This window comes from Streptomyces sp. NBC_00442 (assembly GCF_036014195.1).
Lineage (GTDB): Bacteria > Actinomycetota > Actinomycetes > Streptomycetales > Streptomycetaceae > Streptomyces.
In genome coordinates, this window is the sequence record NZ_CP107918.1 from 6,860,395 (window position 1) to 6,886,938 (window position 26,544).

Annotated in this window: 27 protein-coding genes; 19 read left to right on the plus strand and 8 right to left on the minus strand. The window is 70.9% G+C overall.

Features of this window, described 5'->3' with window-relative positions:
- Positions 1-19 precede the first annotated feature (19 nt).
- Complete coding sequence (locus OG432_RS30885; RefSeq protein ID WP_328314240.1) at positions 20-568, plus strand: GNAT family N-acetyltransferase; 549 nt, start codon at positions 20-22, stop codon at positions 566-568.
- Between the two features lie 9 nt (positions 569-577).
- Here the strand turns inward: OG432_RS30885 and OG432_RS30890 are convergent, their stop codons facing one another.
- The 3 genes from OG432_RS30890 to OG432_RS30900 form a co-directional block, all read right to left on the minus strand.
- The gene (locus OG432_RS30890) at positions 578-1,261 is read right to left on the minus strand and encodes a glycerophosphodiester phosphodiesterase (protein WP_328314241.1); all 684 of its coding nucleotides are present in this window, start codon (positions 1,259-1,261) and stop codon (positions 578-580) included.
- Positions 1,262-1,332: 71 nt separating this feature from the next.
- Positions 1,333-1,458, minus strand: coding sequence for a hypothetical protein (locus OG432_RS30895; protein WP_328314242.1), 126 nt, complete (start codon positions 1,456-1,458; stop codon positions 1,333-1,335).
- 131 nt (positions 1,459-1,589) lie between these two features.
- On the minus strand, positions 1,590-2,225 hold the full coding sequence (locus tag OG432_RS30900; protein ID WP_328314243.1) for a PadR family transcriptional regulator: 636 nt from the start codon (positions 2,223-2,225) through the stop codon (positions 1,590-1,592).
- A gap of 341 nt (positions 2,226-2,566) precedes the next feature.
- Here OG432_RS30900 and OG432_RS30905 point away from each other — a divergent pair, with 341 nt between their 5' ends.
- From OG432_RS30905 to OG432_RS30920, 4 genes are all read left to right on the plus strand, one after another.
- A complete protein-coding gene (locus OG432_RS30905; RefSeq protein WP_328314244.1) occupies positions 2,567-3,967 on the plus strand; it encodes a DUF6421 family protein in 1,401 nt (466 codons plus the stop codon).
- Positions 3,968-4,011: 44 nt separating this feature from the next.
- Entirely contained in the window at positions 4,012-4,758 is a 747-nt protein-coding gene (locus tag OG432_RS30910) for an SDR family NAD(P)-dependent oxidoreductase (RefSeq protein ID WP_328314245.1), read from the plus strand.
- Positions 4,755-5,816 (plus strand): threonine aldolase family protein, encoded by a 1,062-nt coding sequence (locus OG432_RS30915; RefSeq protein ID WP_328315310.1) that lies wholly within the window; start codon positions 4,755-4,757, stop codon positions 5,814-5,816. Before OG432_RS30910 ends, OG432_RS30915 begins: the two co-directional genes overlap by 4 nt.
- A 95-nt stretch (positions 5,817-5,911) precedes the next feature.
- Positions 5,912-6,511 (plus strand): transglutaminase family protein, encoded by a 600-nt coding sequence (locus tag OG432_RS30920; protein WP_328314246.1) that lies wholly within the window; start codon positions 5,912-5,914, stop codon positions 6,509-6,511.
- Positions 6,512-6,592: 81 nt separating this feature from the next.
- On the opposite strand, the gene OG432_RS30925 is transcribed toward OG432_RS30920, so the two are convergent.
- The gene (locus OG432_RS30925) at positions 6,593-7,324 is read right to left on the minus strand and encodes a lysophospholipid acyltransferase family protein (protein WP_328314247.1); all 732 of its coding nucleotides are present in this window, start codon (positions 7,322-7,324) and stop codon (positions 6,593-6,595) included.
- A 247-nt stretch (positions 7,325-7,571) separates the two neighbouring features.
- Here OG432_RS30925 and OG432_RS30930 point away from each other — a divergent pair, with 247 nt between their 5' ends.
- The 6 genes from OG432_RS30930 (at position 7,572) to OG432_RS30955 (ending at position 14,145) form a co-directional block, all read left to right on the plus strand.
- A complete protein-coding gene (locus OG432_RS30930) occupies positions 7,572-7,913 on the plus strand; it encodes a TlpA family protein disulfide reductase (protein ID WP_328314248.1) in 342 nt (113 codons plus the stop codon).
- Positions 7,914-8,198: 285 nt separating this feature from the next.
- A complete protein-coding gene (locus tag OG432_RS30935) occupies positions 8,199-8,708 on the plus strand; it encodes a flavin reductase family protein (RefSeq protein ID WP_328314249.1) in 510 nt (169 codons plus the stop codon).
- A 200-nt stretch (positions 8,709-8,908) separates the two neighbouring features.
- Positions 8,909-9,694, plus strand: coding sequence for an electron transfer flavoprotein subunit beta/FixA family protein (locus OG432_RS30940; protein ID WP_328314250.1), 786 nt, complete (start codon positions 8,909-8,911; stop codon positions 9,692-9,694).
- Positions 9,695-9,799: 105 nt separating this feature from the next.
- Positions 9,800-10,762, plus strand: a complete 963-nt coding sequence (locus OG432_RS30945) for an electron transfer flavoprotein subunit alpha/FixB family protein (protein ID WP_328314251.1) — start codon at positions 9,800-9,802, stop codon at positions 10,760-10,762.
- A gap of 163 nt (positions 10,763-10,925) precedes the next feature.
- A complete protein-coding gene (locus OG432_RS30950) occupies positions 10,926-12,224 on the plus strand; it encodes a DUF6986 family protein (RefSeq protein ID WP_328314252.1) in 1,299 nt (432 codons plus the stop codon).
- 88 nt (positions 12,225-12,312) lie between these two features.
- On the plus strand, positions 12,313-14,145 hold the full coding sequence (locus OG432_RS30955; protein WP_328314253.1) for a serine/threonine-protein kinase: 1,833 nt from the start codon (positions 12,313-12,315) through the stop codon (positions 14,143-14,145).
- A gap of 33 nt (positions 14,146-14,178) precedes the next feature.
- Here OG432_RS30955 and OG432_RS30960 read toward each other — a convergent pair whose 3' ends face one another.
- Entirely contained in the window at positions 14,179-15,216 is a 1,038-nt protein-coding gene (locus OG432_RS30960; protein ID WP_328314254.1) for a LacI family DNA-binding transcriptional regulator, read from the minus strand.
- Between the two features lie 159 nt (positions 15,217-15,375).
- On the opposite strand from OG432_RS30960, the gene OG432_RS30965 reads away from it, so the two are divergent.
- From OG432_RS30965 to OG432_RS30995, 7 genes are all read left to right on the plus strand, one after another.
- Positions 15,376-16,335 carry an ROK family protein gene (locus OG432_RS30965; RefSeq protein WP_328314255.1) on the plus strand — a complete coding sequence of 320 codons (960 nt, stop codon included), beginning with the start codon at positions 15,376-15,378 and terminating at the stop codon, positions 16,333-16,335.
- A gap of 335 nt (positions 16,336-16,670) precedes the next feature.
- Positions 16,671-17,966: an ABC transporter substrate-binding protein gene (locus OG432_RS30970; protein ID WP_328315311.1), complete on the plus strand. Its 1,296-nt coding sequence runs from the start codon at positions 16,671-16,673 to the stop codon at positions 17,964-17,966.
- Between the two features lie 120 nt (positions 17,967-18,086).
- On the plus strand, positions 18,087-19,001 hold the full coding sequence (locus tag OG432_RS30975; RefSeq protein WP_328314256.1) for a carbohydrate ABC transporter permease: 915 nt from the start codon (positions 18,087-18,089) through the stop codon (positions 18,999-19,001).
- Complete coding sequence (locus OG432_RS30980) at positions 18,998-19,921, plus strand: carbohydrate ABC transporter permease (protein WP_328314257.1); 924 nt, start codon at positions 18,998-19,000, stop codon at positions 19,919-19,921. Before OG432_RS30975 ends, OG432_RS30980 begins: the two co-directional genes overlap by 4 nt.
- A 240-nt stretch (positions 19,922-20,161) precedes the next feature.
- On the plus strand, positions 20,162-20,434 hold the full coding sequence (locus OG432_RS30985) for a hypothetical protein (RefSeq protein ID WP_328314258.1): 273 nt from the start codon (positions 20,162-20,164) through the stop codon (positions 20,432-20,434).
- Positions 20,435-20,654: 220 nt separating this feature from the next.
- Complete coding sequence (locus OG432_RS30990; RefSeq protein WP_328314259.1) at positions 20,655-21,860, plus strand: RNA ligase; 1,206 nt, start codon at positions 20,655-20,657, stop codon at positions 21,858-21,860.
- Between the two features lie 25 nt (positions 21,861-21,885).
- On the plus strand, positions 21,886-22,791 hold the full coding sequence (locus OG432_RS30995) for a phosphatase domain-containing protein (RefSeq protein ID WP_443058490.1): 906 nt from the start codon (positions 21,886-21,888) through the stop codon (positions 22,789-22,791).
- Positions 22,792-22,841: 50 nt separating this feature from the next.
- Here OG432_RS30995 and OG432_RS31000 read toward each other — a convergent pair whose 3' ends face one another.
- Positions 22,842-23,018 carry a hypothetical protein gene (locus tag OG432_RS31000; RefSeq protein WP_328314261.1) on the minus strand — a complete coding sequence of 59 codons (177 nt, stop codon included), beginning with the start codon at positions 23,016-23,018 and terminating at the stop codon, positions 22,842-22,844.
- A gap of 242 nt (positions 23,019-23,260) precedes the next feature.
- Between OG432_RS31000 and OG432_RS31005 the strand changes: the two genes are divergently transcribed.
- The gene (locus OG432_RS31005) at positions 23,261-24,301 is read left to right on the plus strand and encodes an NUDIX hydrolase (RefSeq protein ID WP_328314262.1); all 1,041 of its coding nucleotides are present in this window, start codon (positions 23,261-23,263) and stop codon (positions 24,299-24,301) included.
- Here OG432_RS31005 and OG432_RS31010 read toward each other — a convergent pair.
- Positions 24,260-24,970, minus strand: coding sequence for an MBL fold metallo-hydrolase (locus OG432_RS31010; protein WP_328315312.1), 711 nt, complete (start codon positions 24,968-24,970; stop codon positions 24,260-24,262). The two genes, OG432_RS31005 and OG432_RS31010, sit on opposite strands and share 42 nt — an antisense overlap.
- A gap of 95 nt (positions 24,971-25,065) precedes the next feature.
- On the minus strand, positions 25,066-26,430 hold the full coding sequence (locus OG432_RS31015) for a dipeptidase (protein WP_328314263.1): 1,365 nt from the start codon (positions 26,428-26,430) through the stop codon (positions 25,066-25,068).
- Between the last annotated feature and the right edge of the window lie 114 nt (positions 26,431-26,544).

Genomic DNA, 26,544 nt, shown 5'->3' on the forward strand with positions numbered 1-26,544 from the left:
CAGCAGGGAGACGCGCACGATGGACACCGCCGGACACGCCACCGCGGAGCTGAGCTACCGGGACGCCACGGAAGCAGACGTCGAGGCGCTCGTGCCGCTCATCGAGTCGGCCTATCGCGGGGACGCGAGCCGTGCCGGCTGGACCACCGAGGCCGACATCCTGCAGGGGCGGCGCACCGACCCCGAAGGGGTGCGCGCCGTCATCACCACACCCCGCAGCAAGCTGCTCACCGTGACACGGGACGGCGTGCTCGTGGCCTGCTGCCAGCTGGAACACCGGGGAGAGGCGGCCTACTTCGGCATGTTCGCGGTCTCGCCCGCCCTCCAGGGCGCGGGCCTCGGCAAGCAGATCATCGCCGAGGCCGAGCGCGTCGTGCGGGCCGAGTGGGGTGTGCGCGAGATGCACATGACGGTGATCTCGGTCCGGGAGGAACTCATCGCGTTCTACGAGCGGCGCGGCTACCGCCGTACGGGAAGGATGTCGCCCTTCCCGTACGGCGACGAGCGCTTCGGTGTGCCGCAGCGCGACGACCTCGAATTCGAGCTCCTGGTCAAGGAGTTGGGCTGACGGCGCGCCTTACGCAGTGAAGCGGCCGGTGCGGCGGATCTCCGGGTGGTCGGTCGTCGCGCCGTCCAGTTGCAAGGCCCGTGCCAGACGCAGATGGTCCTGGGTGTTCACGGTCCAGCCGATCACCTTGAGCCCGGCCGCGTGAGCCCGCTCGACCGTTTCCAGGGTGATCCGTTCGATGCTGAGCACCAGGCTCCGCGCGCCGACCGCACGGGCCCGGTCGATGAGGTCGGGCCCCCAGTCGTCGTCCACGAGCCCGGTGCGCACGCCGGGCACCAGCGTCGCGATCTCGGCGAGCGCCGTGTCGTGGAAGGAGATGACCTCCACCCGGCCCACCAGGTCGCGCCGCTCGATCACCTCGGCGAGCGAGCGGGCCGCGGCGACGTCCTTGATCTCTGCCTGGATCGGGGTCTTCACCGCGTCGAGGACCTCCTCGAACACGGGGATGCGCTCGCCCCGGCCCGCGTCCAGCTCCCGCAGCTCGGCGAGGGTCATCTCCCCGACGGGCCCCCTGCCGTCCGTGGTGCGGTCGACCTCGGCGTCGTGCAGGACGACGAGGGCGCCGTCCTTGCTGAGACGCAGATCGAGTTCGATGACGTCCATGCCCGCGCGTTCTGCGTGGACGAAGGAACGCAGGGTGTTCTCCGGCTCGACACCCATGACCCCGCGATGACCGATGGTGAGGAACGTCAAGACAGGCCTCGCTTCCGTCGACGGCGGTAGGCGTGCGCGACGCGGTCCCGTGCGCACGCGGCAGCCGCAGCCTAACGGCCCGCCACCGCTACGGACCCCGGCTCGCGCGGGCCGGCGGCGCGGTCCGTACGAGTTGACGCGATCCCGAGGACGAGGCCGGTGATCAGGGCTGCGACTAGGACGGCGCGGGTGCTCATGGGCGCGGCTCCGGGATGCGCTCGGGGGGCGGGGGAACTCCGTCCTACCTGTGCGCACCCGTCGCGGGCCACTTCGCGTCACCCGCCCGTGGGCGATTCCTCCGGGGCTTGACGCGGCTGACGCGGCGGCCTCATCCGGGGCCCGGCCACCCGTCGTGACTGTCCGGTTCTCCACCCGGCGGCGGCGCGAGACGGCCGAGGTCGGTCAGCATCGCCCGCGCCAGCTCCAGCTCGGCCAGCCCCCGCAGCTCGCTCCAGCGCAGCGCGATCCGCGGATGCGCCCACTCCTCGTTCTCCTCCGCGTGGACCAGCGCCTTTCTGATCTCCCTCAGCTCGGTCTCGGTGCGCACCACGTGGTCCTCGACGAGCGAGCGCAGCCGGTGCGGGGTGGCGAGGTGTCCCAGCCAGATCCGCAGCACCAGCGGATGCTTGAGGACCGGCGGCCCGCTCGTCTCGGCGGAGTCGGCCCATTCGGCGAGCGCGCTGCGGCCGGCCTCGCTGATCGCGTACCGCCGCTTGGCGCGTGGCTCCTCGGGCCCCGTGCGCCGCGAGGTGGCGTATCCCAGCGCCTCCAGGCGGCGCAGTTCGGCGTAGACCTGGCTGATCGCGGGCGACCAGTAGAAGAAGCGCAGCGACGCGTCGGCCCACTTCTTCAGCTCGTAACCGGTGCGCTCGCCGGGGAAGGAGAGCAGCCCGAGCACTGCCCATGCCGTCGCCGGCAACGGCCGCGCCGTCTCGTGTCGGTGGGGGGACTGACGACTGGTCATAAGGCGAATTGAAGTGAGCGGGAGGCGCCGCCACAACCCCAACCCGGCCCGTGAGAATCTCCGTGATCTTGAGATCGCGCTTGGTGGATCCCACCGCCGGGGTGCCGGGCCCCGCGCGGGCGGGGCACCCGCGTCCCGCGGCCCCGCCCCCGCGGGCAGTCTCCGTGCCTGCCGCGCTCGGCTCGCCATACCGCAGTCATCGCCGCACCATTGCACCAATGCAGGAAGAAGAGCGGTCCAACAGGAAGAGGGCAGGATAATTTACTGATCCCCCTCTTGAGCGAGAGAACCGAACACCGATACGGTGTCTTGACGCGAGGTTCTCCTGTGGAGGAAGTGACATGACGGAAATTCTTGTGCAGGACCCGGCCGTGGGGGGCGCAGTAACCGACCGGCGGGTGGTCGACCACCCCGCGTGGCCCGCGCTCAAGAATGCCGTCGAGGAGATCCGGCCCTGGCAGTCGAAGGACGGATCCATCGACTTCGACGCCGAGGGCGCCCCCGCGCGCGCCACCGTCGAGGCGACGCTGAGCCAGGTGATATCCGCGGTCGAGCAGCTCTCGCCGCTGCTCCCGCACGACGAGCCCTATCACCGCGCGCTCGTCGCCGACCTGCGCAAGTGGGCCGACAGCGCCTTCGACGTGCCGGACTTCCTGGACTCGCTGCTCCAGTTCCACCCGGCCGCCGACCGCGCCGACGGACTCCAGCGCCTGGTCGTCTTCCCCATGTACACGCAGAACGGCAACCCCGACCGCAACCTCGAAGCGGTCGTGCTGCGCATGGTGTGGCCCGAGTGGCTCGCCGAGCTCGAAGCCACCCGCTACGACAACCCGCTCTTCTGCGGCATCACCTTCGAGGACTTCACCGCGGGCTACGACACCCACTCCGCGGTCCTCTTCCCCGAGACCATCGCCGTGCGCGAGGCCCCCGAGCGCTTCACCTGGGGCGGCATCTTCTGCGACCGCGAGGCGGCCCGCTTCCGCGCCGTCACCGAAGCGTCCGTGGGTATCCTCGGGCTCGAACTCCCCCAGGACATCGGCGAGTTGGTGGCCGATCAGGAGCGCTGCGAGAAGGCCTTCGTGCTGTGGGACATGGTCCACGACCGCACTCACAGCCACGGCGACCTGCCGTTCGACCCCTTCATGATCAAGCAGCGCCAGCCGTTCTGGATGTACGGCCTCGAAGAGCTGCGCTGCGACCTCACCGCCTTCAAGGAGGCCGTGAAACTGGAGGCCGAGGGCAACCAGCACGGCCGCGACGTCCAGTACGCCGTGCTCTTCGACCGGATGTTCCGCTTCCCGGTCTCCGGCGACCGCGTCCGCAACTACGACGGGCTCGGCGGCCAGCTCCTGTTCGCCTACCTCCACAAGCACGACGTGGTGCGCTGGACCGACAACAAGCTGCACATCGACTGGGACCGCGCCCCGCAGGTCACCAACCAGCTGTGCGCCGACATCGAGAAGCTCTACCGCGACGGCATCGACCGCCCCAAGCTCGTCCACTGGTTCGCGGCGTACGACCTCGTCTCCACCTACCTCGCCCCGCACCCCGGATCCCGCTGGGCCAAGGGCCCCGACGCGCTGGACCTGACCCTCCCGCCGCGCAAGCTCGTCGACGACGTGCTTCCGGACGAGTTTCCGCTCAGCATGTTCTATGAGGCGCTCTCCAAGAAGCTGAAGAACGTGATCGCCTCCACCAAGGGGATCACCGCCGCTTCCGCTCCGGCCGGGGCCGCCGCGTGAGCTCTCGTACCGAAGGCTCGGAAGGTTCGGAAGGGGCGAGGAAAATGAACAACGGACCTCTCAACGGCGCCGTCGTCGCCGTGGCGGGTGCCGCGGGACCGGCAGGCCGTGCCGCCCTGCTGCGGCTCGCGGAAGCCGGCGCGGTCGTGGTGGGCGCCGACTCGGACGTCGAACGTCTGGCCTCGGCCGTGGACGCCGCGCGGTACGCGCACGGCGGGGCCACCGTCACCGGCGAGACGGTCGACCTCCTCGACCTGCAGGCGACGCGCGACTGGGCCGACCGCATCGAGAAGGACTTCGGACGCGTGGACGGCATGGTCCACCTCGTCGGCGGCTGGCGCGGCGCCACCTCCTTCCCCGAGACCGACCTGGCCGACTGGGAGCTCCTGGAAAAGCTGCTGATCAAGACGGTGCAGCACACCTCGCTCGCCTTCCACGACGCCCTGCTGCGCAGCGACCGCGGCCGCTTCGTCCTGGTCAGCCAGTCCGGCGCGCACAAGCCCACCGCCAACAACGCCGCCTACAACGCGGGCAAGGCCGCGGCCGAGGCGTGGACGCTGTCGCTCGGCGACGCCTTCCGCAAGGCGGGGGGCGAGGACGGCCCGCGGTCCGCTGCTGCGATCCTGGTGATCAAGGCACTGGTGCACGACGCGATGCGCGCCGAGCGACCCAATGCGAAGTTCGCGGGCTTCACCGACGTCACGGAGCTGGCCGACGCCATCGCCGGCGTGTGGGACAAGCCCGCCCAGGAAGTGAACGGACAGCGCCTGTGGCTGACCCCCAAGCCCTGAGGACGGACGCCCGAGCCCATCACGACCCGGCGGTGCGCGGCTTCGCCAGCGACAACTACGCCGGTGCGCACCCCGAGGTCCTCGCGGCCATCGCCCTCGCCAACGGCGGTCACCAGATCGCCTATGGCGAGGACGACTACACCGAGCATCTCCAGCGCGTCATGCACAGCCACTTCGGCGCGGGCGCCGAGGCCTTCCCCGTGTTCAACGGGACCGGGGCCAACGTCACCGCGCTCCAGGCGCTGACCGACCGCTGGGGCGCCGTGGTGTGCGCCGAGAGCGCCCACATCAACGTGGACGAGGGCGGCGCCCCGGAGCGGATGGCCGGGCTCAAGCTGCTCACGGTGGCCACCCCCGACGGCAAGCTGACGCCCGAGCTCATCGACCGGCAGGCCTGGGGCTGGGAGGACGAGCACCGCGCGATGCCGCAGGTCGTCTCGATCACCCAGAACACCGAGCTCGGCACGGTCTACACGCCCGCCGAGATCAAGGCGATCTGCGACCACGCCCATGAGCGCGGCATGAAGGTCCATCTCGACGGGGCGCGGATATCCAACGCCGCCGCCTCGCTCGACGTGCCGATGCGCACGTTCACCAATGCGGTCGGTGTGGACGTCCTGTCGTTCGGCGGCACCAAGAACGGGATGCTCTTCGGCGAGGCGATCGTCGTCCTCAACCCGGACGCGGTGCGCCAGATGAAGCACATCCGCAAGATGTCGATGCAGCTCGCCTCCAAGATGCGCTTCGTGTCGGTGCAGCTTGAGGCGCTGCTGGCCAAGGACCTGTGGCTGCGAAACGCCCGCCACTCCAACGCGATGGCCCGGCGCCTGGCCGAGGGTGTGCGCCAGGTCGACGGCGTGGAGATCCTCCACGAGGTGCAGGCCAACGCGGTGTTCGCGCGCCTTCCGCACGACGTCGGCGAACGGCTCCAGAAGCGCTACCGCTTCTACTTCTGGGACGAGGGGGCCGGCGATGTCCGCTGGATGTGCTCCTTCGACACCACCGAGGACGACGTCGACGGGTTCCTGATGGCGCTGAAGGAAGAAATGGCACGCTAGCTCCGACCCCGGGCAAGAGTGTACGAGTGCATGAATATGCGGTCGACCGTAAAGTCATTGACTTGCGGTCGACCGCATTCGTACGCTCCCGTGCCATGGAGCTCCTGCAGCACAACCCCCAACTCTCCGCCTATCTCGCGGCGGACGAGGTCGTCGACCATGAGCACCCCCTGGTGCGCGCCACAGCGACCCGGCTCGCCTCTCGCACCCACGACGCATACTCATACGCCAAGGCGGCCTTCGAGTACGTGCGGGACGAGATTCCGCACTCCTCGGACTCGGGGGAGCCGCGGGTGACCTGGCGCGCCTCCGACGTGCTCGCGCTGCGCACCGGGATCTGCTGCGCGAAGGCCCACGCCCTCGCCGCGCTGCTGCGGGCCGAAGGCATCCCGGCCGCGTTCTGCTACCAGCGCCTGACCGAGGAGGGCGCCGACCCGGCCCTGCACGGCCTCATCGCCCTCAAGCTGCCCGGCGCCCACGCCTGGGCGCGCCAGGACCCGCGCGGCAACGTGCCGCCGGGCGTGGACGCCCAGTTCTCCCTCGGTACGGAGCGGCTGGCGTGGCCCGTGCGCACGGAGTTCGACGAAGTGGACTACCCGGTACTTTTCGATAAACCGCACCCGGGGGTGGTGGCCGCGCTCAGGGCCGCTCCCGACCGGCCCTCGCTCTGGCCGATCTACCCGACCGAGCTGTGAGGCGCCACCGACCAGGAGTGGCGGTCGCGCCCGTACACCGACCGGCAGTGGCGGTCGCGCCCATACACCAGGAGTGACGATTCAGCCCGTCGCCTCGCGACTCTTCACCTGCTCGGGCGTCGGGGCCGTACCGCCGAGGTGCGCGGGCACCCACCAGGTGTCGGCCGCGTCCTTCGGCCGTACGGGATAGGCGCGCTGGGCCGCTTCGAGGAGCTCCTGGCAGCGCTCGCGCAGCCGCCGCGTGATGGCGCCCGCGTACTGGTCGGCCGGCGCCTCCAGGGGCTCGCCGACGCGGATGGTGACGGGAATGTGGCTGCGCTTGAAGTTGCGCGGCCGGCCCTTGGTCCACACCCGCTGGGTCCCCCACAGCGCCATCGGGATCAGCGGGACCCCGGCCTCCTGGGCCAGCCGCGCCGCACCGGACTTGAAGCTCTTCAGCGTGAACGACTGCGAGATCGTCGCCTCGGGGAACACGCCGATCACTTCACCGGAGCGCAGCGAGGCCAGCGCGTGCTGGTAGGCGTCCTCGCCCTGCTTGCGGTCGACCGGGATGTGCTTCATGCCGCGCATCAGCGGGCCCGAGATCTTGTGCCGGAACACCGACTCCTTGGCCATGAACCGCACGAGCCGCTTCTGCGGCAGCGTGACGAGTCCCGTGAAGATGAAGTCGAGATAGCTGATGTGGTTGCTGACGAGCACCGCCCCGCCGGTGCGCGGGATGTTCTCCGAACCCTGGGTGTCGATCTTCAGGTCGAGCGCCTTGAACATCGCGCGTGCGGCGCCGATGACCGGTCGATAGACGAGTTCTGCCATCTCAGGGGAGACCCTTCGTGTGCCCGGGGAGGGTGCTCCCGGAGAAATAAGTTACGCAGCCGTAGGTTTTAGGCTGTGGGCAGATGGTGCCCGATGCGCGCCGGGCTGGCCAGTCCTGGCACGGGGCCCGGGAGAGATTCTCATCACGTCTTCGCAGGCCGAGGACCTGGGAATCAATGCGGAGCGGTGCGCGCTGCAACCGTACGACAGTGCAGGTAGTGGCGGTGTGAAGAGGCGAGGGGGAGCGATGGTGGCGGGAGGCGGTGTGCGGGACGGAAGCGGGCGCAGGCTCGGCGAGGCCGAGTTGGGGATCCCACTGGGACGGCGGGCCACGCTGGTGCAGTTCTCCAGCGCCTTCTGCCAGCCCTGCCGGGCCACCCGGCGCACCCTGACGGAGGTCGCGGCGATGGTCGAGGGCGTCGCCCACGTGGAGATCGACGCCGAGGAACGGCTCGGTCTTGTGCGGGAGCTGGAGATCGCGAGCACCCCGACGGTGCTGGTCCTCGATGCGCGGGGAGCGATCGTGCGCCGGGCGAGCGGGCAGCCGCGCCGCGCGGACGTCATCGCCGCGCTGGGGCGGGCCGTGTGAGCCGCGCGTCGCCGGAGTCCTGTGTGAGCCGCGCGTCGGCAGTGGTCCGTGTGAGCCGCCCGTCGGGGGCCGGCCGCCGTGCGAGGGGTCCGGCAGTGAGGGATCTCCCACATCACGGAAGGCACTTGACTGGGAGCGCGCCGGATCGTCAGTCTGACGACGTGCCGACAGACCTCCTTCTTCACGGACGCGCCCACGTGGATCTCGCTCGCTGTGCGAGCGCGCGCTGTCCGGGCCGCTGAACACCCGCAGCCCCCGTCGCACTCACCGCAGAAGGACAGTTCCATGACGGCTTCGCCCGAGCTCGGTACCCCACAGACGGCCTCTCCCGACCTGCTCAAGTCGGTCTTCCGCCAGCACGCCGCGGGCGTCGCGGTGATCACCGCGCAGCGGGGCGGCCGCCTCGCCGGTTTCACCGCCACCTCCCTCAACTCCGTTGCCGCCGACCCCCCGTTGATCTCCTTCGGGATCGGCACCGGCTCCTCCAGCTGGCCCGTCGTCGCCGAGGCCGACCACATCGGCGTGCACATACTCGGCGAACACCAGCAGGAGCTGGCCGCCACGTTCGCCCGCAGCGGCGCCGACCGCTTCGGCCCGGCCACCGACTGGCGCACCGGGCCCGAGGGCGTCCCCGTCCTCGGCGGCGTGCTGGCCTGGCTGGTCTGCAAGGTCGTGGCCCGTGTCCCGGCCGGTGACCACCGCATCGTGCTCGGCCAGGTGGTCGTCGGCGACCCCGCGGGCGCCGGCCGCCCGCTGCTCTACCACCAGGGCCGCTTCAACGCGCTGCGCGACTGAAAGTTCCCTGATCGCGGCGATTACTCACCGTTGGCAACGTCACAGTTCAAAGCGCTTGCTTACTGGGAACAAGCTGGGTGTACTGACGAGTAATATTTCGTTCGGAGCGCCGGTCGCCCCGACCGGAAACCGCCCCATCAGGCGCCTATGCTGCGTGCATCAAGGCAGCCCAGAAATGACGATGCAGTAGGAGAGCCGGCGTGAGCTTGAGGATCGTTGTCTGTGTGAAGTACGTGCCCGACGCCACCGGCGACCGGCACTTCGCCGATGACCTGACCGTCGACCGCGACGACGTCGACGGCCTCCTTTCGGAGCTCGACGAGTACGCGGTCGAGCAGGCACTGCAGATCGCCGACGAGGCGGACGACGCGGAGATCACCGTGCTGACCGTCGGCCCCGAGGACGCCAAGGACGCGCTGCGCAAGGCGCTTTCCATGGGCGCCGACAAGGCCGTCCACGTCGAGGACGACGACCTGCACGGCACCGACGTGATCGGCACCTCGCTGGTCCTGGCCAAGGCCGTCGAGAAGACCGGCTACGACCTGGTCATCTGCGGCATGGCCTCCACCGACGGCACCATGGGCGTCCTTCCGGCGCTGCTCGCGGAGCGCCTCGGCGTCCCGCAGGTCACGCTGCTCTCCGAGGTCTCGGTCACGGACGGCACCGTGAAGGGCCGCCGTGACGGCGACGCCGCGTCCGAGCAGCTGGAGGCCTCGCTTCCCGCCGTCGTCTCGGTCACGGACCAGTCGGGCGAGGCCCGCTACCCGTCCTTCAAGGGCATCATGGCCGCCAAGAAGAAGCCGGTGGAGTCCCTGGACCTGGGCGACCTGGACCTGGAGGCCGACGAGGTCGGCCTCGAAGGCTCCTGGACCGCGGTCGACTCCGCGGCCGCGCGCCCGGCCCGCACGGCCGGCACGATCGTCAAGGACGAGGGCGAGGGCGGCAAGCAGCTCGCCGAGTACCTCGCGAGCCAGAAGTTCATCTAAATGCCCCGCCGGCCCGGGAACCTTCCCGGCCGACGCCGCATTTAGGGCTCGCCGAGCCCCTCAACCGCCCGCCGTTTCTTCGCACTTGCAGGAGATTGAAGTCCCATGGCTGAAGTTCTGGTCTACGTCGACCACGTGGACGGTGCCGTCCGCAAGCCCACCCTCGAACTGCTGACGCTGGCCCGCCGCATCGGCGAGCCCGTCGCCGTGGCGCTCGGCGCCGGCGCCGAGAACACCGCGGCCGCGCTCGCCGAGCACGGCGCGGTCAAGGTCCTCACCGCCGACGCCCCCGAGTTCGCCGACTACCTCGTCGTACCCAAGGTCGACGCCCTCCAGGCCGCGTACGAGGCCGTGTCGCCCGCGGCCGTGCTCGTCCCGTCCTCCGCCGAGGGCAAGGAGATCGCCGCCCGCCTCGCGCTGCGCATCGGCGGCGGCATCATCACCGACGCCGTCGACCTCGAAGCCGGCGACGAGGGCCCGGTGGCCACGCAGTCCGCGTTCGCCGCCTCCTTCACCACCAAGTCCCGCGTCTCCAAGGGCACCCCGGTCATCACGGTCAAGCCGAACTCGGCCGCCGTGGAGGCCGCCCCGGCCGCGGGCACCGTCGAGGCCCTCTCCGTCACCTTCTCCGAGCTCGCCTCCGGAACCAAGGTCACCTCGCGCACCCCGCGCGAGTCGACCGGCCGCCCCGAGCTGACCGAGGCCGCGATCGTGGTCTCCGGCGGCCGCGGCGTCAACGGCGCCGAGAACTTCGCGGTCATCGAGGCCCTCGCCGACTCGCTCGGCGCGGCCGTCGGCGCCTCGCGCGCCGCGGTGGACGCGGGCTGGTACCCGCACTCCAACCAGGTCGGCCAGACCGGCAAGTCCGTCTCGCCGCAGCTCTACATCGCCAACGGCATCTCCGGCGCCATCCAGCACCGGGCCGGCATGCAGACCTCGAAGACCATCGTGGCCGTCAACAAGGACTCCGAGGCCCCGATCTTCGACCTGGTCGACTACGGCGTGGTCGGCGACCTGTTCCAGGTCGTCCCGCAGCTGACCGAAGAGGTCAACAGCCGCAAGGGCTGACCTGCGAGTTCAAACCGGACCCGGGGCCGCGTGGTGATCTTCACCGCGCGGCCCCGGGCTGTTTCGGACAACCATTGACGCAGGAGGACCGGCCTATTAACTTCGCTATACGGATTGTTGATTCCGTGAAGCGGAAAAGTTTCGACCGTGTGGAGGATGCAGGATGGGTCAGCAGGAGCAGGTGGCAACGAGCCTCGCCGGCGTCGTCAGCGAGGAGATCAGTGCCTCGCTCGTCGCCGTGGACGAGGAACTCGCCCGCCGTTACCCGGGCGACCCCGGCACCCGCCAGCCCGTGCACACCGTCTACGTACCCGGAGACGTCTTCGACGCGGGCACCATCCGCTCCTGGGGCGACCAGGCACTGGCCGCCCTCGACGAGCACGCCCCCGACGCGGCCTCCTTCGCCAAGGTCCTCGGCATCTCCGACGAACTCGCCGGACCCGTGTACGACCGCGTCCGCGCCAAGCTCCAGCGCGAACCCATCGAAGACCTCCGCGTCGACTTCGAGGACGGCTACGGCCCCCGCCCCGACGCCGAGGAGGACGCCGACGCCGCCCGCGCCGCCCGCCTCATCGCCGAAGCCTTCGCCAACGGCACCGCCGCCCCCTACATGGGCATCCGCATGAAGTGCATGGAAGCCGCCGTCCGCGACCGCGGCATCCGCACCACCGACGTCTTCCTCACCACCCTCATGCACAACGGCGGCCTCCCCGACGGCCTCGTGCTCACCCTCCCCAAGGTCACCTACCCCGAGCAGGTCACCGCCTTCGTCCGCCTCCTCAGCGCCTTCGAGAAGGCCCACGACCTGCCCGAAGGCCGGCTCGGCTTCGAGATCCAGATCGAGACCAGCCAGTCCATCCTCGCCGCCGACGGCACCGCCGCCGTCGCCAAGATGATCGACGCCGCCCAGGGCCGCGCCACCGGACTGCACTACGGCACCTTCGACTACAGCGCCTGCGTCGGCGTCTCCGCCGCCTACCAGGCCAGCGACCACCCCGCCGCCGACCACGCCAAGGCCGTCATGCAGGTCGCCGCCGCCGGCACCGGCGTCCGCGTCTCCGACGGCTCCACCAACGTCCTGCCCATCGGCACCACCGAGCACGTCCACGAAGCCTGGCGCCTCCACTACGGCCTCACCCGCCGCGCCCTGGCCCGCGCCTACTACCAGGGCTGGGACATGCACCCCGGCCACATGCCGACCCGCTACGCGGCCGTCTACGCCTTCTACCGCGAAGGCCTGGAACAGGCCGCGGGACGCCTCGCCGCCTACGTCGCCAAGACCGAGGGCGACGTCATGGACGAGCCCGCCACCGCCAAGGCCCTCAGCGGCTACCTCCTGCGCGGCCTCGACTGCGGCGCCCTGGACACCGCCGAAGTGGCCCGACTCACCGGCCTGACCCGCACCGACCTCGAAGCCTTCGCCTCACCCCGCCGGGGCAGCCTCACCGTCACCGCCCCGTAGCCCAACCGGGACCGGGCGCACCAAGCCCCCTCACCCCCGCCCCGTACTCTGTACGCGACCACAATCGCCACAGGGGAACGGGGCAGCGGTGTCTACGGGGGAGAGCCAACTACTGGCCGGCCGGTACCGGATCGTCGAGCAACTCGGCCGCGGCGGCATGGGCGTCGTGTGGCGCGCCCACGACGAAGTCCTCGGCCGCGAAGTCGCCGTCAAGGAACTGCGCGCCTATAACGACGCCTCCGCACCCGAACTGGGCGACCTCTGCCTGCGGATGCAGCGCGAAGCACGCGCGGCCGCCCGCGTCCGCCACCCCTCGGTCGTCGCCGTCCACGACGTCACCGAACACGAGGGCCGCCCCGTCATCGTCATGGAACTCATCGACGGACCCTCCCTCGACGACGTCCTGAGCGAGCGCGGCGTCCTGGAGCCCACCGAAGCCGCCGCCATCGGCGCCAAGGTCCTCCAAGCACTCGCGGCCGCCCACCGCGCGGGCGTCCTGCACCGGGACGTGAAGCCCGCCAACATCCTGCTCGACGCCTCCGGCCGCGTCGTCCTCACCGACTTCGGCATCGCAGCCATGGACGACCCGGGCGACGGGGAAACCCCCCGCCCCCACAAGCTCACCCGCACCGGCGAACTCGTCGGCTCCCTCGACTACCTGGCGCCCGAACGTGCCCAGGGCCAGGACCCCGGCCCCGCCTCCGACATCTGGGCCCTCGGCGCCACCCTGTACGCCGCCGTCGAAGGCGCCGCGCCCTTCCGCCGCACCTCCACCTGGTCCACCCTCAACGCCATCGTCGTCGAACCCCTGCCCCAGGCACGCCGCGCAGGCCCCCTCGGCCCCGTACTGCTGCGCCTGATGGACAAGGACCCCGCCCGCCGGCCCGACGCCGAGACCGGCGCCCGGCTCCTCGCGGAGGTCACCGCGAACACGGGCACGACCGCGCCAACGGCCGTACGGACCGCGCAGATACGCGCCACGCCGGCACCGGGCACAGCCGCACCGGCCACCGCCGCCGCACAACCCGCCCAACCATCGCGCAGCGCGACCGTACGCGATGTCCTGCCGCACCGGCCCGAGGGCTTCGGACCGGCACCCGCAACCGCACCCCCCGCACGGCCCAGCACGGCCCCCCAAACGGCTCCCGCACCACCGTCCTCGGTGGACCATGACGAGGCACGGGGCGCGCAGACATCGCGTCACGACGGGTCGGGACCGGTCGTACGCGACATCGCCGAGCCGCGGCCGGCCCCGAAACGCGGGCGCCGCACGGCATGGATCGCGGCCGCGGCTGTCGCGCTCGCCGGCGGCGGTGCCGGATACGCGCTCCTCGGCCAGAGCGACACCGGCGACCGGCCGCAGGCCGCCGGAGCGCCGGCCGGCGCGAGCCCGGACGCGGCCGACGACCAGATCGGCTCCACCGGCCCGACCACACCGGGCCCCTCCGCGCGGACCGCCTCAAACTCGCCCGCACCAAGGGCGAGTTCTAGTACGAAACCGTCCCCCAAAAGCGACACGGGAAAGACGGACGACGCCAAGGCGGGGGCCACCGGAACGCCCGCCCCGAACAAGAGGACCCCCGGCGCCCCGGGCACGGCCACTCCCGGCGGCCCGGCGGGCGGCGCCGCGCCGCCCGCAGGCAGCTGCCGGCCCACCGCCGGCGGCAGGTTCGACTGCCAGGTGTGGCGCACCGCGAAGTCCACCCAGCGCGACGGCGCCCCGGCCGGCGTACTCAAGGCGGGCACCAACTACTTCTACTGCCAGACGAACCTGGGCCGCCGCGAGACCTACGGACAGTGGACCAACACCTGGTGGGCCAGGACCGACGACGACAGCGGCCACACCAACGTCTACGTCAGCGTGGTCTACGTGAAGGGCGGCGACAACAACCAGCCGGTACCCGGCCTCAAGGTCTGCTGACCCGGCTTCCCCCGCCCGGCCGCACCCCGAGCCCTACGCGTCCGGGGGCGGCGCGATCTCGCCCGAACCACGCCGGATCAGCACCGTCGGCAACACCACCCGGGCCGGCGTCCCGTCCGCGCCGTCGAGCCGCCGGAACAACAGCTCCGCCGCCGTACGCCCCAGAGTCGCGGCGTCCTGCGAAATCACCGTGATGCCCAGCAGATCGGCGAGCTCGATGTCGTCGAAGCCCACCAGGGCCACCGGACGCTCACGGCCCGCCAGGACCCGTACCGCCGTCACCGTCACCCGGTTGTTCCCCGCGAACAGCGCGGTCACCCCGCCAGGCCCCGCCAGCATCGCCTCGGCCGCGTCCCGCACCCGCTCGGGCCCGGTCGAACCGAGCGACACCCAGGAATCCTCCACCCGCAGCCCCGCGTCCGCCATCGCCGCGTGATAGCCCCGCAGCCGCTCCGTCGCCGTGTGGATGCGCGGCTGGTCACCGATGAAGCCGATCCGGCGGTGCCCGTGCGCGATGAGATGCGCCACCCCGGCCCGCGCCCCGCCGAAACTGTCCGACAGCACCACGTCGGCGTCGATCCCGCCCGCCGGCCGGTCCACGAACACCGTCGCCACCCCGGCCTTTATCTCCGGCTCCAGATAACGGTGGTCGGACCCCGCCGGAATCACGATCAGCCCGTCCACCCGGCGAGCACAGAACGCCAGAACCAGCTCCTGCTCACGATCCGCGTCCTCGGCACTCGACCCGTTGATGAGCAGCGCCCCGTGCTCCCGCGCGACCTCCTCCACCGCACGGCTGAGCGGCCCGTAGAACGGGTCGGCGAGATCTTCAAGGACCAGCCCGATCGAGGCGGTACGGCCCTTGCGCAGCACCCGCGCACTGTCGTTGCGGCGAAAGCCGAGCGCCTCGATGGCCTCCTGCACCCGGCGCTCGGTGTCGGGGGTCACCCCGGCCTCGCCGTTGACCACCCGGGACACCGTCTTGAGGCCGACTCCGGCGCGCGCCGCGACGTCCTTCATCGTCGGACGGTTGCCGTAGCGGGGCTCGGGGTGGCGGGCATTCTCGGCCACAGTGCGCTGTCCTGTCGTCGTCGGGAGCCGTCCGGCGCGCTCTGCTGCGCGGGCGGTAGGTGTGGCGTCGAGCATAGGCCCTGGACAACGTTGTCACATCCAGGGAGACTCTCATCTTGACCTGCTGTTACCCGTCTTCCGCCAGGAGATCCGTCCTCGATGCACACCGACCTCGTCGCCGCGCTCGACATCGGCGGCACCAAGATCGCCGGAGCCCTGGTCGACGCCGAAGGCCGCCTTCTCCTGCGCGCACAACGGCCGACTCCCGCCCATGCGGACGGCGACACGGTGATGGGCGCGGCCGAAGAGGTGCTGGCCGAGCTGACCGGATCCCCCCTGTGGGAGCGCACGAGCGCCGTCGGCATCGGCAGCGCCGGCCCCGTGGACGCGTCGGCGGGCACGGTCAGCCCCGTCAACATCCCCGGCTGGCGCGGCTTCCCGCTGGTCGAGCGGGTGCGCGCGGCAACCGGCGGACTCGACGTCGAACTCGTCGGCGACGGCGTCGCGATGACCGCCGCCGAGCACTGGCTCGGCGCGGCCCGCGGCTACGACAACGCCCTGTGCATGGTCGTGTCGACCGGAGTCGGCGGCGGTCTCGTACTCGGCGGCACACTGCACCCCGGCCCCACCGGAAACGCCGGCCACATCGGTCACATCAGCGTCGACCTCGACGGCGACCCCTGCCCCTGCGGGGCGCGCGGCTGCGTGGAGCGGATCGCCAGTGGGCCCAACATCGCCCGCCGCGCCCTGGACCACGGCTGGCGCCCCGGCCCCGACGGTGACACCTCGGCCGCCGCCGTCGCCGCGGCCGCCCGGTCCGGGGACGCGATCGCCCAGGCATCCTTCGAGCGCGCGGCCCAGGCGCTGGCCGCGGGCATCGCCGCGACCGCCACCCTCGTGGAGATCGAGATCGCCGTCATCGGCGGGGGAGTGGCGGGCGCGGGTGACGTCCTCTTCGCCCCCCTGCGCCGCTCCCTGCGCGAGTACGCCACGCTCTCCTTCGTCCAGGGCCTCACCGTCGCACCCGCGTCGATGGGTAGGGACGCGGGGCTGGTCGGAGCGGCGGCCGCGGCGTGGGCACGGCGCACCGAGCGCGGCGCGGCGGCGTTGCTCAAGTGACGGATGACGTCTGACAGTCGCGGACCGACAGCTACTGTCATCCGTCGCCGACGACGATGCCGGCGCTCCGACCACTCCTCGCCGTCCGTGCCGCACGGACCGTCCCGGGCCGCCTCGAAACGGCGAGCGTTTCCGGTAGGGCTTGTTGAAGTCTGTTGGAAGAGCGGCCGTAACGGTTGCTCGCCTTTGCGTCAAAACCCTTGACGGCACCCGGAGTTGGGGGTGTGATCCAAGCCTCGCGTTTGGTTGTGTTGGGTTGCACCCCGGAGGAGGGGGACATGGCGCAGTCATCGTTCAACGGTCCCGCCACGCCATGTGGCGTGAGCGGACATCGGATGTCCCGGCGAGGTCTTCTGCGGGGCGCGGCGGTCGGTGCCGGCGCGGTCGCCCTGCCCTCGCTGCTCACCGCGTGCGGCAGCGGACCCGGCGGCGACACCAAGACGGTCCGCCTCGGCTCCAACGCGTCGGACGCCGTGCCCAAGAAGGCGTTCGCCGACGCGTTCGCCGCGTACGAGAAGCAGTCCAAGGAAGGCCGGACCATCAAGGTCAACACCGTTGACCACAACACCTTCCAGGAGAACGTCAACCGCTATCTGCAAGGCAAGCCGGACGACGTCTTCATGTGGTTCGCGGGCTACCGCATGCAGTTCTTCGCCCAGAAGGGGCTGCTGTACGACATCAGCGACCTCTGGCAGGGCTTCCACGGGTTCTCCGACGCCCTGAAGGCGCAGTCCACCGGCGCCGACGGCAAGCAGTACTTCGTGCCGTACTACTACTACCCGTGGGCGGTCTTCCACCGCGCGAGCCTTTTCCAGGAGCACGGCTACACCGCGCCCAAGACCTTCGACCAGTTCGTCGACCTCGCCAAGCAGATGCGCAAGGACAAGCTCGACCCCATCGCGCTCGGCGAGAAGGACGGCTGGCCCGCCATGGGCACCTTCGACTACCTCAACATGCGGACCAATGGATACGAGTTCCACAAGAACCTGATGGCCGGCAAGGAGGCGTGGACCGACAAGCGGGTCAAGGACGCCTTCGACAGCTGGCGAAGGATCCTCCCGTACTGTCAGCAGGGCGCCAACGGACGCACCTGGCAGGAGGCCGCGCAGAGCCTGCAGAGGAAGCAGTCCGGCATGGCGGTGCTCGGACTGCCGCATGTGGGACAGCAGTTCCCCGCCGCCGACCAGGGCGACATCGCGTTCTTCCCGTTCCCCGAAATGGACCCGCAGTACGGGCAGGACGCCGTAGAGGCGCCCATCGACGGCTTCCTGCTCGCCAAGAACGCCAAGGAGCTCAAGAACAAGCAGTCCATGGCGAGCGCCAAGGACCTGCTCGCCTGGCTCGCCACCCCCAAGGCGGAGGACGCCTACCTCGCCGGAGACCCGAACAACATCGCGGTCAACAGCGGCGCCGACACCGCGACGTACACCCCGCTGCAGAAGAAGGCCGTCGAACTCGTCTCCGGGGCGCGGCAGATCTCGCAGTTCATGGACCGCGACACCCGACCCGACTTCGCGTCCACCGTCATGATCCCGGCGATCCAGAAGTTCATCGGCAACCCGAACGACGTGGACGGCCTCGTCAACGACATCGAGCGCCAGAAGAAGTCCATCTTCGCCTCCGAGGGCTGACGACACCGACGACGGCCGACGACGGCCGACAAGGGCCGACGCCGGCCGACAAGGGCCGATGACGGCCGGCGAAGGCCCCGCCAACCGACCGACTCCCGCTTCGACTTGGAGTACTCAGCCGTGGCGCTCACCACCGTGCGGCGCGCGGGGCGACGGCGCTCGGGGCGGTTCACCGCCCGCGACCTCGTCGTCCTCGGCCTGCTGCTTGGCCTGCCCGTCCTGCTCGACCTCGTCATCGTGTGGGGCCCGACCTTCGCCTCCGTCGTCCTGTCCTTCACCAGCTGGGACGGCGTCGGCGACATCACCTGGGTCGGCACGCGCAACTACACCGACCTCTTCACCAACTATCCGCCGTTCTGGCCTGCCGTGCGGCACAACCTGATGTGGCTGGGCGTACTCGGCTTCGTGGCAACGCCGTTCGGGCTGCTGCTGGCCGTCGTCATCGACCGGGGCGTCCGGTTCAGCCGGTTCTACCAGTCGACGCTGTACATGCCGGTGGTGCTCTCCCTCGCGGTCGTCGGGTTCATCGCCCAACTCGTCTTCTCGCGCGATCAAGGCGCGCTCAACGCCCTGCTCGGAGCCCGCGACAACCCGACGGACTGGCTCGGCGACCCCGACCTCAACATCTGGATGATCCTGCTGGCCGCGGCATGGCGGCACACCGGCTACGTGATGATCCTTTACCTCGCGGGCCTCAAAGCCGTCGACCCCTCCCTCAAGGAGGCGGCGGCCATCGACGGCGCGAGCGAACGCCAGACCTTCTTCCGGGTCGTCTTCCCGACCCTCCGCCCGGTCAACGTGATCGTCGGCGTCATCACGGTCATCGAGTCGCTGCGCGCGTTCGACATCGTGTACGCCGTCAACCACGGGCGCAACGGCCTCGAAGTGCTGTCCGTGCTCGTCACCGACAACATCATCGGCGAGGCCAGCCGCATCGGCTTCGGCTCGGCGATCGCGGTGGTCCTGCTGATCGTCTCCCTCGGGTTCGTCCTCACGTACCTGGTCCAGGAGATCCGAGGGGAGAAGAACCGGTGACCACCGACACGGCGCCCGCGCCCACGACCACCGTCCGCCGCCCGGCGCCCGCGGCCCGCAGGCGCCGCGTCCGGCCGGGACGCCTCGGCGTGCACGCCTTCCTGCTGACCGTCTCGCTCGCCTTCCTCGCGCCCCTGCTGCTCGCGGTCTACGCGTCGCTGCGCCCCTACGAGGAGACCTCGCGCTACGGATACTTCTCCCTCCCCAAGCACCTCTCCTTCGCCTACTACCGGCAGGCCTTCAGCGACGCGGGCATGACGAAGTACTTCGTCAACACGCTGATCATCGCGGTGCCCGGCGTGCTCATCGTGCTGTTCCTCGCCTCGTTCGTCGCCTTCGCCGTCTCCAGGCTGCGGCTGCGGGGCGCGATGGCCCTGCTGATGCTGTTCACGGCGGGCAACCTGCTGCCCCAGCAGGTGATCGTCACGCCCCTGTACGTCGTGTTCAACCGCATCCCGCTGCCCTACTGGATGTCCGACTCGCTGACGCTGTTCGACTCGTACTGGGCCGTCATCGCCGTGCAGGTCGGCTTCCAGCTCGGCTTCTGCGTCTTCGTGCTCGCCAACTTCATGCGCACCCTGCCGCTGGAGATCCTGGAGGCGGCGATCGTCGACGGCGCCGGGGTGTGGACGCAGTACTGGCGCATCACGCTGCCCCTGTGCCGGCCCGCGCTCGCGGCGCTGGCGACGCTCCAGTTCACCTGGATGTACAACGACTTCCTGTGGGCCCTGATCTTCATGTCCGACGGCGACAAGCTGCCCATCACCTCCGCCCTGAACAACCTCCGCGGCCAGTTCTTCACGGACTACAACCTGTTGGCCGCCGGATCGGTGATTGTCGCGCTGCCGACCCTGATCGTGTTCCTGCTGCTGCAACGGCACTTCATCGCGGGGCTGACCCTCGGGTCGAGCAAGGGGTAGCGGCAGTCGGCGCTGGACCCTCAAGGGCGCCACGGATCCGGCGTCAACTCCCGCTCCCATCCGACTCGTTGGCTGCACGAGCCGGACTCCTCACGCCCGCGACCAGGCATCGAGCACGGCTCGACCGGTGATCGAGCGTGCCTCAAGGCGAGCGTCACAAGGTCTGCGGCCTCAAGCAGATGCGCGCCTGCCGCGGGCCCGCCGTCGAGGCTCCCGCGCGGCTCGACTCCGGAGGCCACCATGACCGTCGAACTGCACGTCGCCACCGCTCTCCTGCACGACTTCGACACGGCACACCACTCGCTTCCCGGCCGCGAGGTCGCCCGCCGGCCCAGCCCCGTCGACCCCGCCGTCACCATCGTCGACCTGGACACCGCGGACGCCCCCGAAGGAGCCGCCCTGATCGACCCCATCTTCCGGCGCACGGGACCGCGCGCGTTTCGCATCACCGAGATCCGCTGGTACGACCGCGACGGCTACTTCATCGCCCCCAGCATCCCGCTCGCGGCCTGAACGGCCGCCCGCGCGGCGCCACTGGCGGCGAGGGCTCTCCCGGCTCGGCGACGGGCACCCGGCGCCGGCGGTTCGAGCGGCCGGCGGCCAGACCATAGCCGCAGCTCAGCCCCGTCGGCCACGGGTTTTCCGGTGGGCCGGGGCCCGATCGAAAATGGTTCGCCACGCGTCCGAGTACCGGTCAGGCTGCTGGGGAAAGCCCCCTTCCCAGGAGCACCCAGTGACCGACCTCGACCTTCTCGTTCCGCCCGCCGGCCTCGCCGCCGCCATCGACGCCGGGCACGTCGTCCGCAAGGCCCACCCCCAACTCCCGCTCTCCATCTACTCGTACAGCAGGACCTGCCAGTACGAGCAGGCGTGGAACGAGGTCACCACGCGCTGCCGGGGTCTTGTCGCCGACGACACGAGCGGGGCCGTGGTCGCGCACTGCCTGCCCAAGTTCTTCAACGTGTCCGAGCATGCCCTCGGCCGCCCCTACGCGCCGCCGCTGCCCGATGAACCCTTCGAGGTGTACGACAAGGTCGACGGCTCGCTCGGCATCGTCTTCCACTACGCCGGCCGCTGGCGGGCCGCCTCCCGCGGCTCGTTCACCTCCGAGCAGGCGACCTGGGCCACCGCGTGGCTCGACGCACGGGACTCCTCGGCGCTGCGGCCCGGCGTGACCTACCTGGCCGAGATCCTCTACCCGGAGAACCGGATCGTCGTCGACTACGGCGGCCGCCGCGACCTGGTGCTGCTCGCCGCGTACGACGCGAGCGGCGAGGAGCTCGCCCTGTCGCGCGCCGCAGGCCACTGGGCACGGGTCGGCTCCGTCGCGCGGACGTGGCCCGCGATGCCGCTCGCCGAACTCCTGGAGCACACCGGGGCCGACGCGCACGCCGACGGCCGTGCGGCACGGGGAACGGACGCCGAGGGCTATGTCATCCGCTACGCCTCGGGGCTCCGCGCCAAGGTGAAGATCAGCGAGTACGTGCGGCTGCACAAGGTGCTCACCGGCGTCACCGAACGGGACGTCTGGCGCTTCCTCGGCATCCGCCGGTTCGCCGGCGAGGACCCCAAGCGGGTGGCCCAGGCCATCGGCTGCGGCCCCGGCGAGATCGCCGAACTCATCGCGGACGGCGGCGACCCGCTGGACGTTATGCTGCGGCAGGTCCCCGACGAATTCGACGCGTGGGTGCAGGACGTGGCGGCCCGCCTCGACGGCCGGGCCGCCGAACTGGCCCGCCTCGCCGAGCGGCGGTTCGACGAGATCGCGCACCTCGCCCAGGACCGCGGCGCGTTCGCCCGTGCCGCCCGGCTGATCCCCGAGCGCACCGTGCGAGCCGCCGTGTTCCACCTGCTCGACGGCCGCGGCATCGACCTGATGATCTGGCGGGCCGTCAAACCGGCCGCCGCCAACCCGTTCACCAACGACGAGGAAAGCTGAATTCCCGATGCCCACCGTGCACGTCATGACCGGACTGCCCGCCTCCGGCAAGACCACCGCCGCCCGCAAGCTCGTCGAGGAATCGGGCGGCCAGTGCCGCCGCGTCAACCTCGACGACCTGCGCGGCATGTTCGACCCCGCGGGCCGCGGGCGCGAGCGGTCGCACACCGCCGAACAGAGCGTCCTCGCGGTCCAGGACTGCGCGGTGCGCGAGACGATCGCGGCGGGGTTCGACGTCGTGGTCGACAACACCCATCTCACCCCGCACATCCCCAAGCGGCTCAAGGCCGCCGTGGCGGGCCGGGCGCGGTTCGTCGTGCACGACTTCACCGATGTGACCGTCGAGGAGTGCCTGCGCCGTGACGCGGCCCGCGCGGAGCCCGTCGGCGAGGACGTCATCCGCCTCCTCGCGGACAAGCACGCCAAGGCCGTGCGGGGCGGCTGGCGGCTCACCGACGCCTGGCTCAACGACACCGTCGTGCTGGCCGAGGCCGAGCCGTACATCCCGGACGCGTCCCTGCCGAGCGCCGTGATGTGCGACATCGACGGCACGCTCGCCCTCAACGAGCACCGCAATCCGTACGACTTCAGCCGCTGTGAACAGGACGGCCTCAACGGCTCGGTCCGCGACGCCCTGATCGGTTTCCGGCAGGCGCACGGGGACACGATCGTGCTGCTGTCGGGCCGCGGCGAGGAGTTCCGGCCGCAGACCCGGGCCTGGCTCGCCGCGCACGACGTGCCCTACGACGAGCTGTGGATGCGGCCGGCCGGTGACGGGCGGCGCGACGACGTCGTGAAGGCCGAACTCTTCGACGCGCATGTGCGCCACCGGTTCCACGTGCGCGTCAGCCTCGACGACCGCGACCGGGTCGTCGCGGTGTGGCGCGCCATCGGCCTGCCCACCTGGCAGGTCGCCTACGGCGACTTCTGATCCGGCCGACACCCGGGGCGTGGGCAGGCCCGTTCCGGCACCCGGGGGCGTCAGCCGACGCGTTCCGGCACGGAGTGCGTGACGACGACGAGGAACGCGTCGCTCTCCAGGTCCATCACGACCTCCGCCGCGAGGCCTTCGTTCCTGCGCTCGTGCGCGAACGCCTCCGCGGGCCAGTGGCCGCGCGGATCGCCGGCCGGAAAGCGTTCCAATACCGTACGACGCATTTCGTCGCACCCCCTTGTTTCTCTCTTCGGGCACTCGCACAACGACGCTCGCGCCGCCGGCGTTACGGCCCCCCGTGGCCGGTGCTCACCGACCAGGACGCGGCGGGACGCCCGATGGTGGCACCCGGCAGGCAACAGCCCGGCCACAGTTGTGATGTGACCGAGGAGGCCCCGGGCCACCCGGGCGTTTCCGTGGCAGGGTGTTGCGGGCAGTCCACTGGGGGCTACGAAGAGGGGGAACCGTGATTGTGTGGATCAACGGTGCGTTCGGCGCGGGCAAGACGAGCACCGCGCGCGAGCTGATCGACCTGATCCCGAACAGCACGTTCTACGACCCCGAGGTGATGGGCGGGGCACTACGGCAACTGCTGCCGCAGAAACTCCTTGCACAGGTGACCGACTACCAGGACCTGCCGATCTGGCGACGCCTCGTGGTGGAAGGCGCCGCCGCGCTGCACGCCGAGGTCGGCGGCGTACTCGTGGTGCCGATGACGCTCCTGAGACAGGAGTACCGGGACGAGATCTTCGGCGGGCTGGCCTCCCGCCGCATACCCGTACGCCATGTGGTTCTCACCCAAGAGGAAACGATCCTGCGTGCGCGGATCGCGGCCCGCGTGGAGTTCCCCGACGACCCCGCGGCCGATGAACAGCGGGTCCGCAAATGGGCGTACGACCACATCGAACCCTTCGGGCGCGCGCTCGGCTGGATCGCCGCCGACGCCCACGCCGTCGACAACAGCGTGCTCACCGCGCGCGAGAGCGCCGAACGAATAGCCGGCGCGGTCCGCTCCGGAGCGGCCCGCGTCTGCGAGATCGTGCAGACCCCCGAACCCACCGCCGAGACGCTCGCCGCCGGGGTGCTGCTCTTCGACGAACACGACCGCGTGCTCCTGGTCGACCCCACCTACAAGCCGGGCTGGGAGTTCCCCGGCGGAGTGGTCGAACGCGGGGAGGCCCCCGCGAGGGCCGGGGTCCGCGAGGTCGAGGAGGAGCTGGGGGTCCGGCTCGACCGCGTACCACGGCTGCTCGTCATCGACTGGGAGCCGCCGAAGCCCCCCGGGTACGGGGGCCTGCGCCTGCTGTTCGACGGCGGCACCCTGGATGCCGCGGCCGCCGCGCAGGTGCTGCTGCCCGGCGCCGAGCTGCGCGGCTGGCGCTTCGTGAGCGAGCAGGAGGCGGCGGGGCTGCTGCCGCCCGCCCGCTTCGAGCGGCTGCGCTGGGCGCTGCGGGCGCGCGAGCGGTCAACCGTGCTCAACCTGGAGGCCGGAGTCCCGGTCGGCTGAGGCCGTCATGACGGCCGCCGCGTTCTCGGTCAGCGGGTCGCCGTGCCCGAAGCAGACGGTGTCCGCGCCGAGCGCGGCAAGACGGCGGAACGACGCGAGCGCCCGCTCCCGGTCGGTGTTGAAGACACCCAGCATCACCTGGCCGACCCCGGCCACACCGTCACCGGTGAACAGCACGCCGTGGTGCGGCAGATGGACCGCGATCGAACCGCCGGTGTGACCGGGACAGTGGATGGCGACCGCGCCGTCACCGAAGCCCAGCGCCTCCCCGTCGCCGACCTCGCGGTCCACCCGTGTCGGCGGCGCCTCGGGCACCGTCAACGCTCGTTCGTAGAAGGGGAGTTCCCACTCCAGGAGCACCGGCTCGGCCATCGGGGCCTCGCCCCGGATCGCCGGCGCGTCGAGCCGGTGCGCGATCACCTCGGCGCCGTGACGCGCGGCGAGTTCACCCGCCGCGCCGTAGTGGTCCCGGTGGCCGTGCGTGATCACGATCCGGCGGATCGCGGCGGGGTCGAGCCCGAGGCCGCGCACCGCCTCCTCGATCGGCGCCGCCGCGTTCACATCACCCGCGTCGACAAGGGTCAGTCCGTCCTCGTCGCGCCACAGATACGCCTGGCCGACCGGGAAGCGGAACATGTGCAGCCGGGAAGTGACTTCTACGAGATCCATGTCCATGCGGCGAACGTACGTCCGGGACGCCGGCCGCCGCACGGATCTACGCTCTCGGCGATGTCCGCCGAGCGCGCAACCTCGCTGACGGGCGATCAGCTCCGCTTGGAATGCGCGTAGTTGACCAGGAAGTGGGCCTCCGCGACCGACAGGCGCTCCAGCTCCTCGGGCGAAACGCTCTCGTTCACCGCGTGGATCTGCGCCTCGGGCTCGCTGAGGCCGATCAGGAGGATCTCTGCCTGCGGGTAGAGCGTGGCCAGGGTGTTGCACAGCGGGATCGAGCCGCCCATGCCCGAGGACTGCATCTTCTCGCCCGGGTAGGCCACCGCCATCGCCTCGGCCATCGCGGTGTACGCAGGGCTGTTGACGTCCGCGCGGAACGGCTGGCCCTGGCCGACCTGCTCGAAGGAGACCCGGGCGTTCCAGGGCACGTGCTTCTCGATGTGGGCGCGGAGCAGCTTCGTCGCCTCCGCGGCGTCCTGGCCGGGCGGCACCCGCAGACTGATCTGCGCGCGCGCACTGGCCGGGACGGACGGCGTCGCGCCGGCCACCGGGTGGCAGTCGATGCCGATGACCGTGACGGCCGGCCGGGCCCAGATGCGGTCGGCGACGGTGCCGGTGCCCGGCAGCTCCACGCCGTCCAGGACCTTGGCGTCGTGCCGGAACTCGCCCTCGGGATACTGCAGTCCGTCCCACTCCGAGTCCGCGGCGAGGCCGTCGACGACCGTCTGCCCGTGCTCGTCGCGCAGCGAGTCCAGGACGCGGATGAGCGCGGCGAGCGCGTCCGGTGCGGCGCCGCCGAACTGGCCCGAGTGCAAGTTGCCCTCAAGGGTGTCCACGCGCACGCGGATCATCGTCATGCCGCGCAGGGTCGACGTCACCGTGGGCAGGCCGACCCGGAAGTTGCCGGTGTCGCCGATCACGATCGCGTCGGCCGTCAGCAGCTCCGGGTGCGCCTCGGCGTACCGCTCGAGACCGCCCGTTCCCTGCTCCTCGGAGCCTTCCACGATCACCTTGACCGCGACGGGGACACCGCCGTTGGCCTTGAGGGCGCGCAGCGCGAGCAGGTGCATGATGAACCCGCCCTTGCAGTCCGCGGCGCCCCGTCCGTACCAACGGCCCTCACGCTCGGTCAGCTCGAACGGCGGGCTCACCCACGCGGACTCGTCCAGCTTCGGCTGCACGTCGTAGTGCGCGTAGAGCAGCACCGTCGGCGCGCCCTCGGGGCCGGGCAGCAGCCCGTACACCGACTGCGAACCGTCGGGGGTGTCCAGCAGCGCCACGTCCTGGAAGCCCTCGGTGCGCAGGGCGTCCGCCACCCAGTTGGCGGCCGCCTCGCACTCGCTCCTCGGCGCCACCGCCTCGTCCGCCACCGACTGGAAAGCGACCAGCTCCGTCAGCTCCGTCTTGGCGCGGGGCATCAGCGAGGCGACGGTCTCGGCGATCGGATGTGCGGTCATGGGCACGCTCCTCGTGGGTGCGACGTTGTCAGTACACATGCGTGAGTGCACATGTGTGTACGGCGGAGATATGGCCGATCCTCCCACAGCGGGCCAGGACGGCAGGTCGGGGCT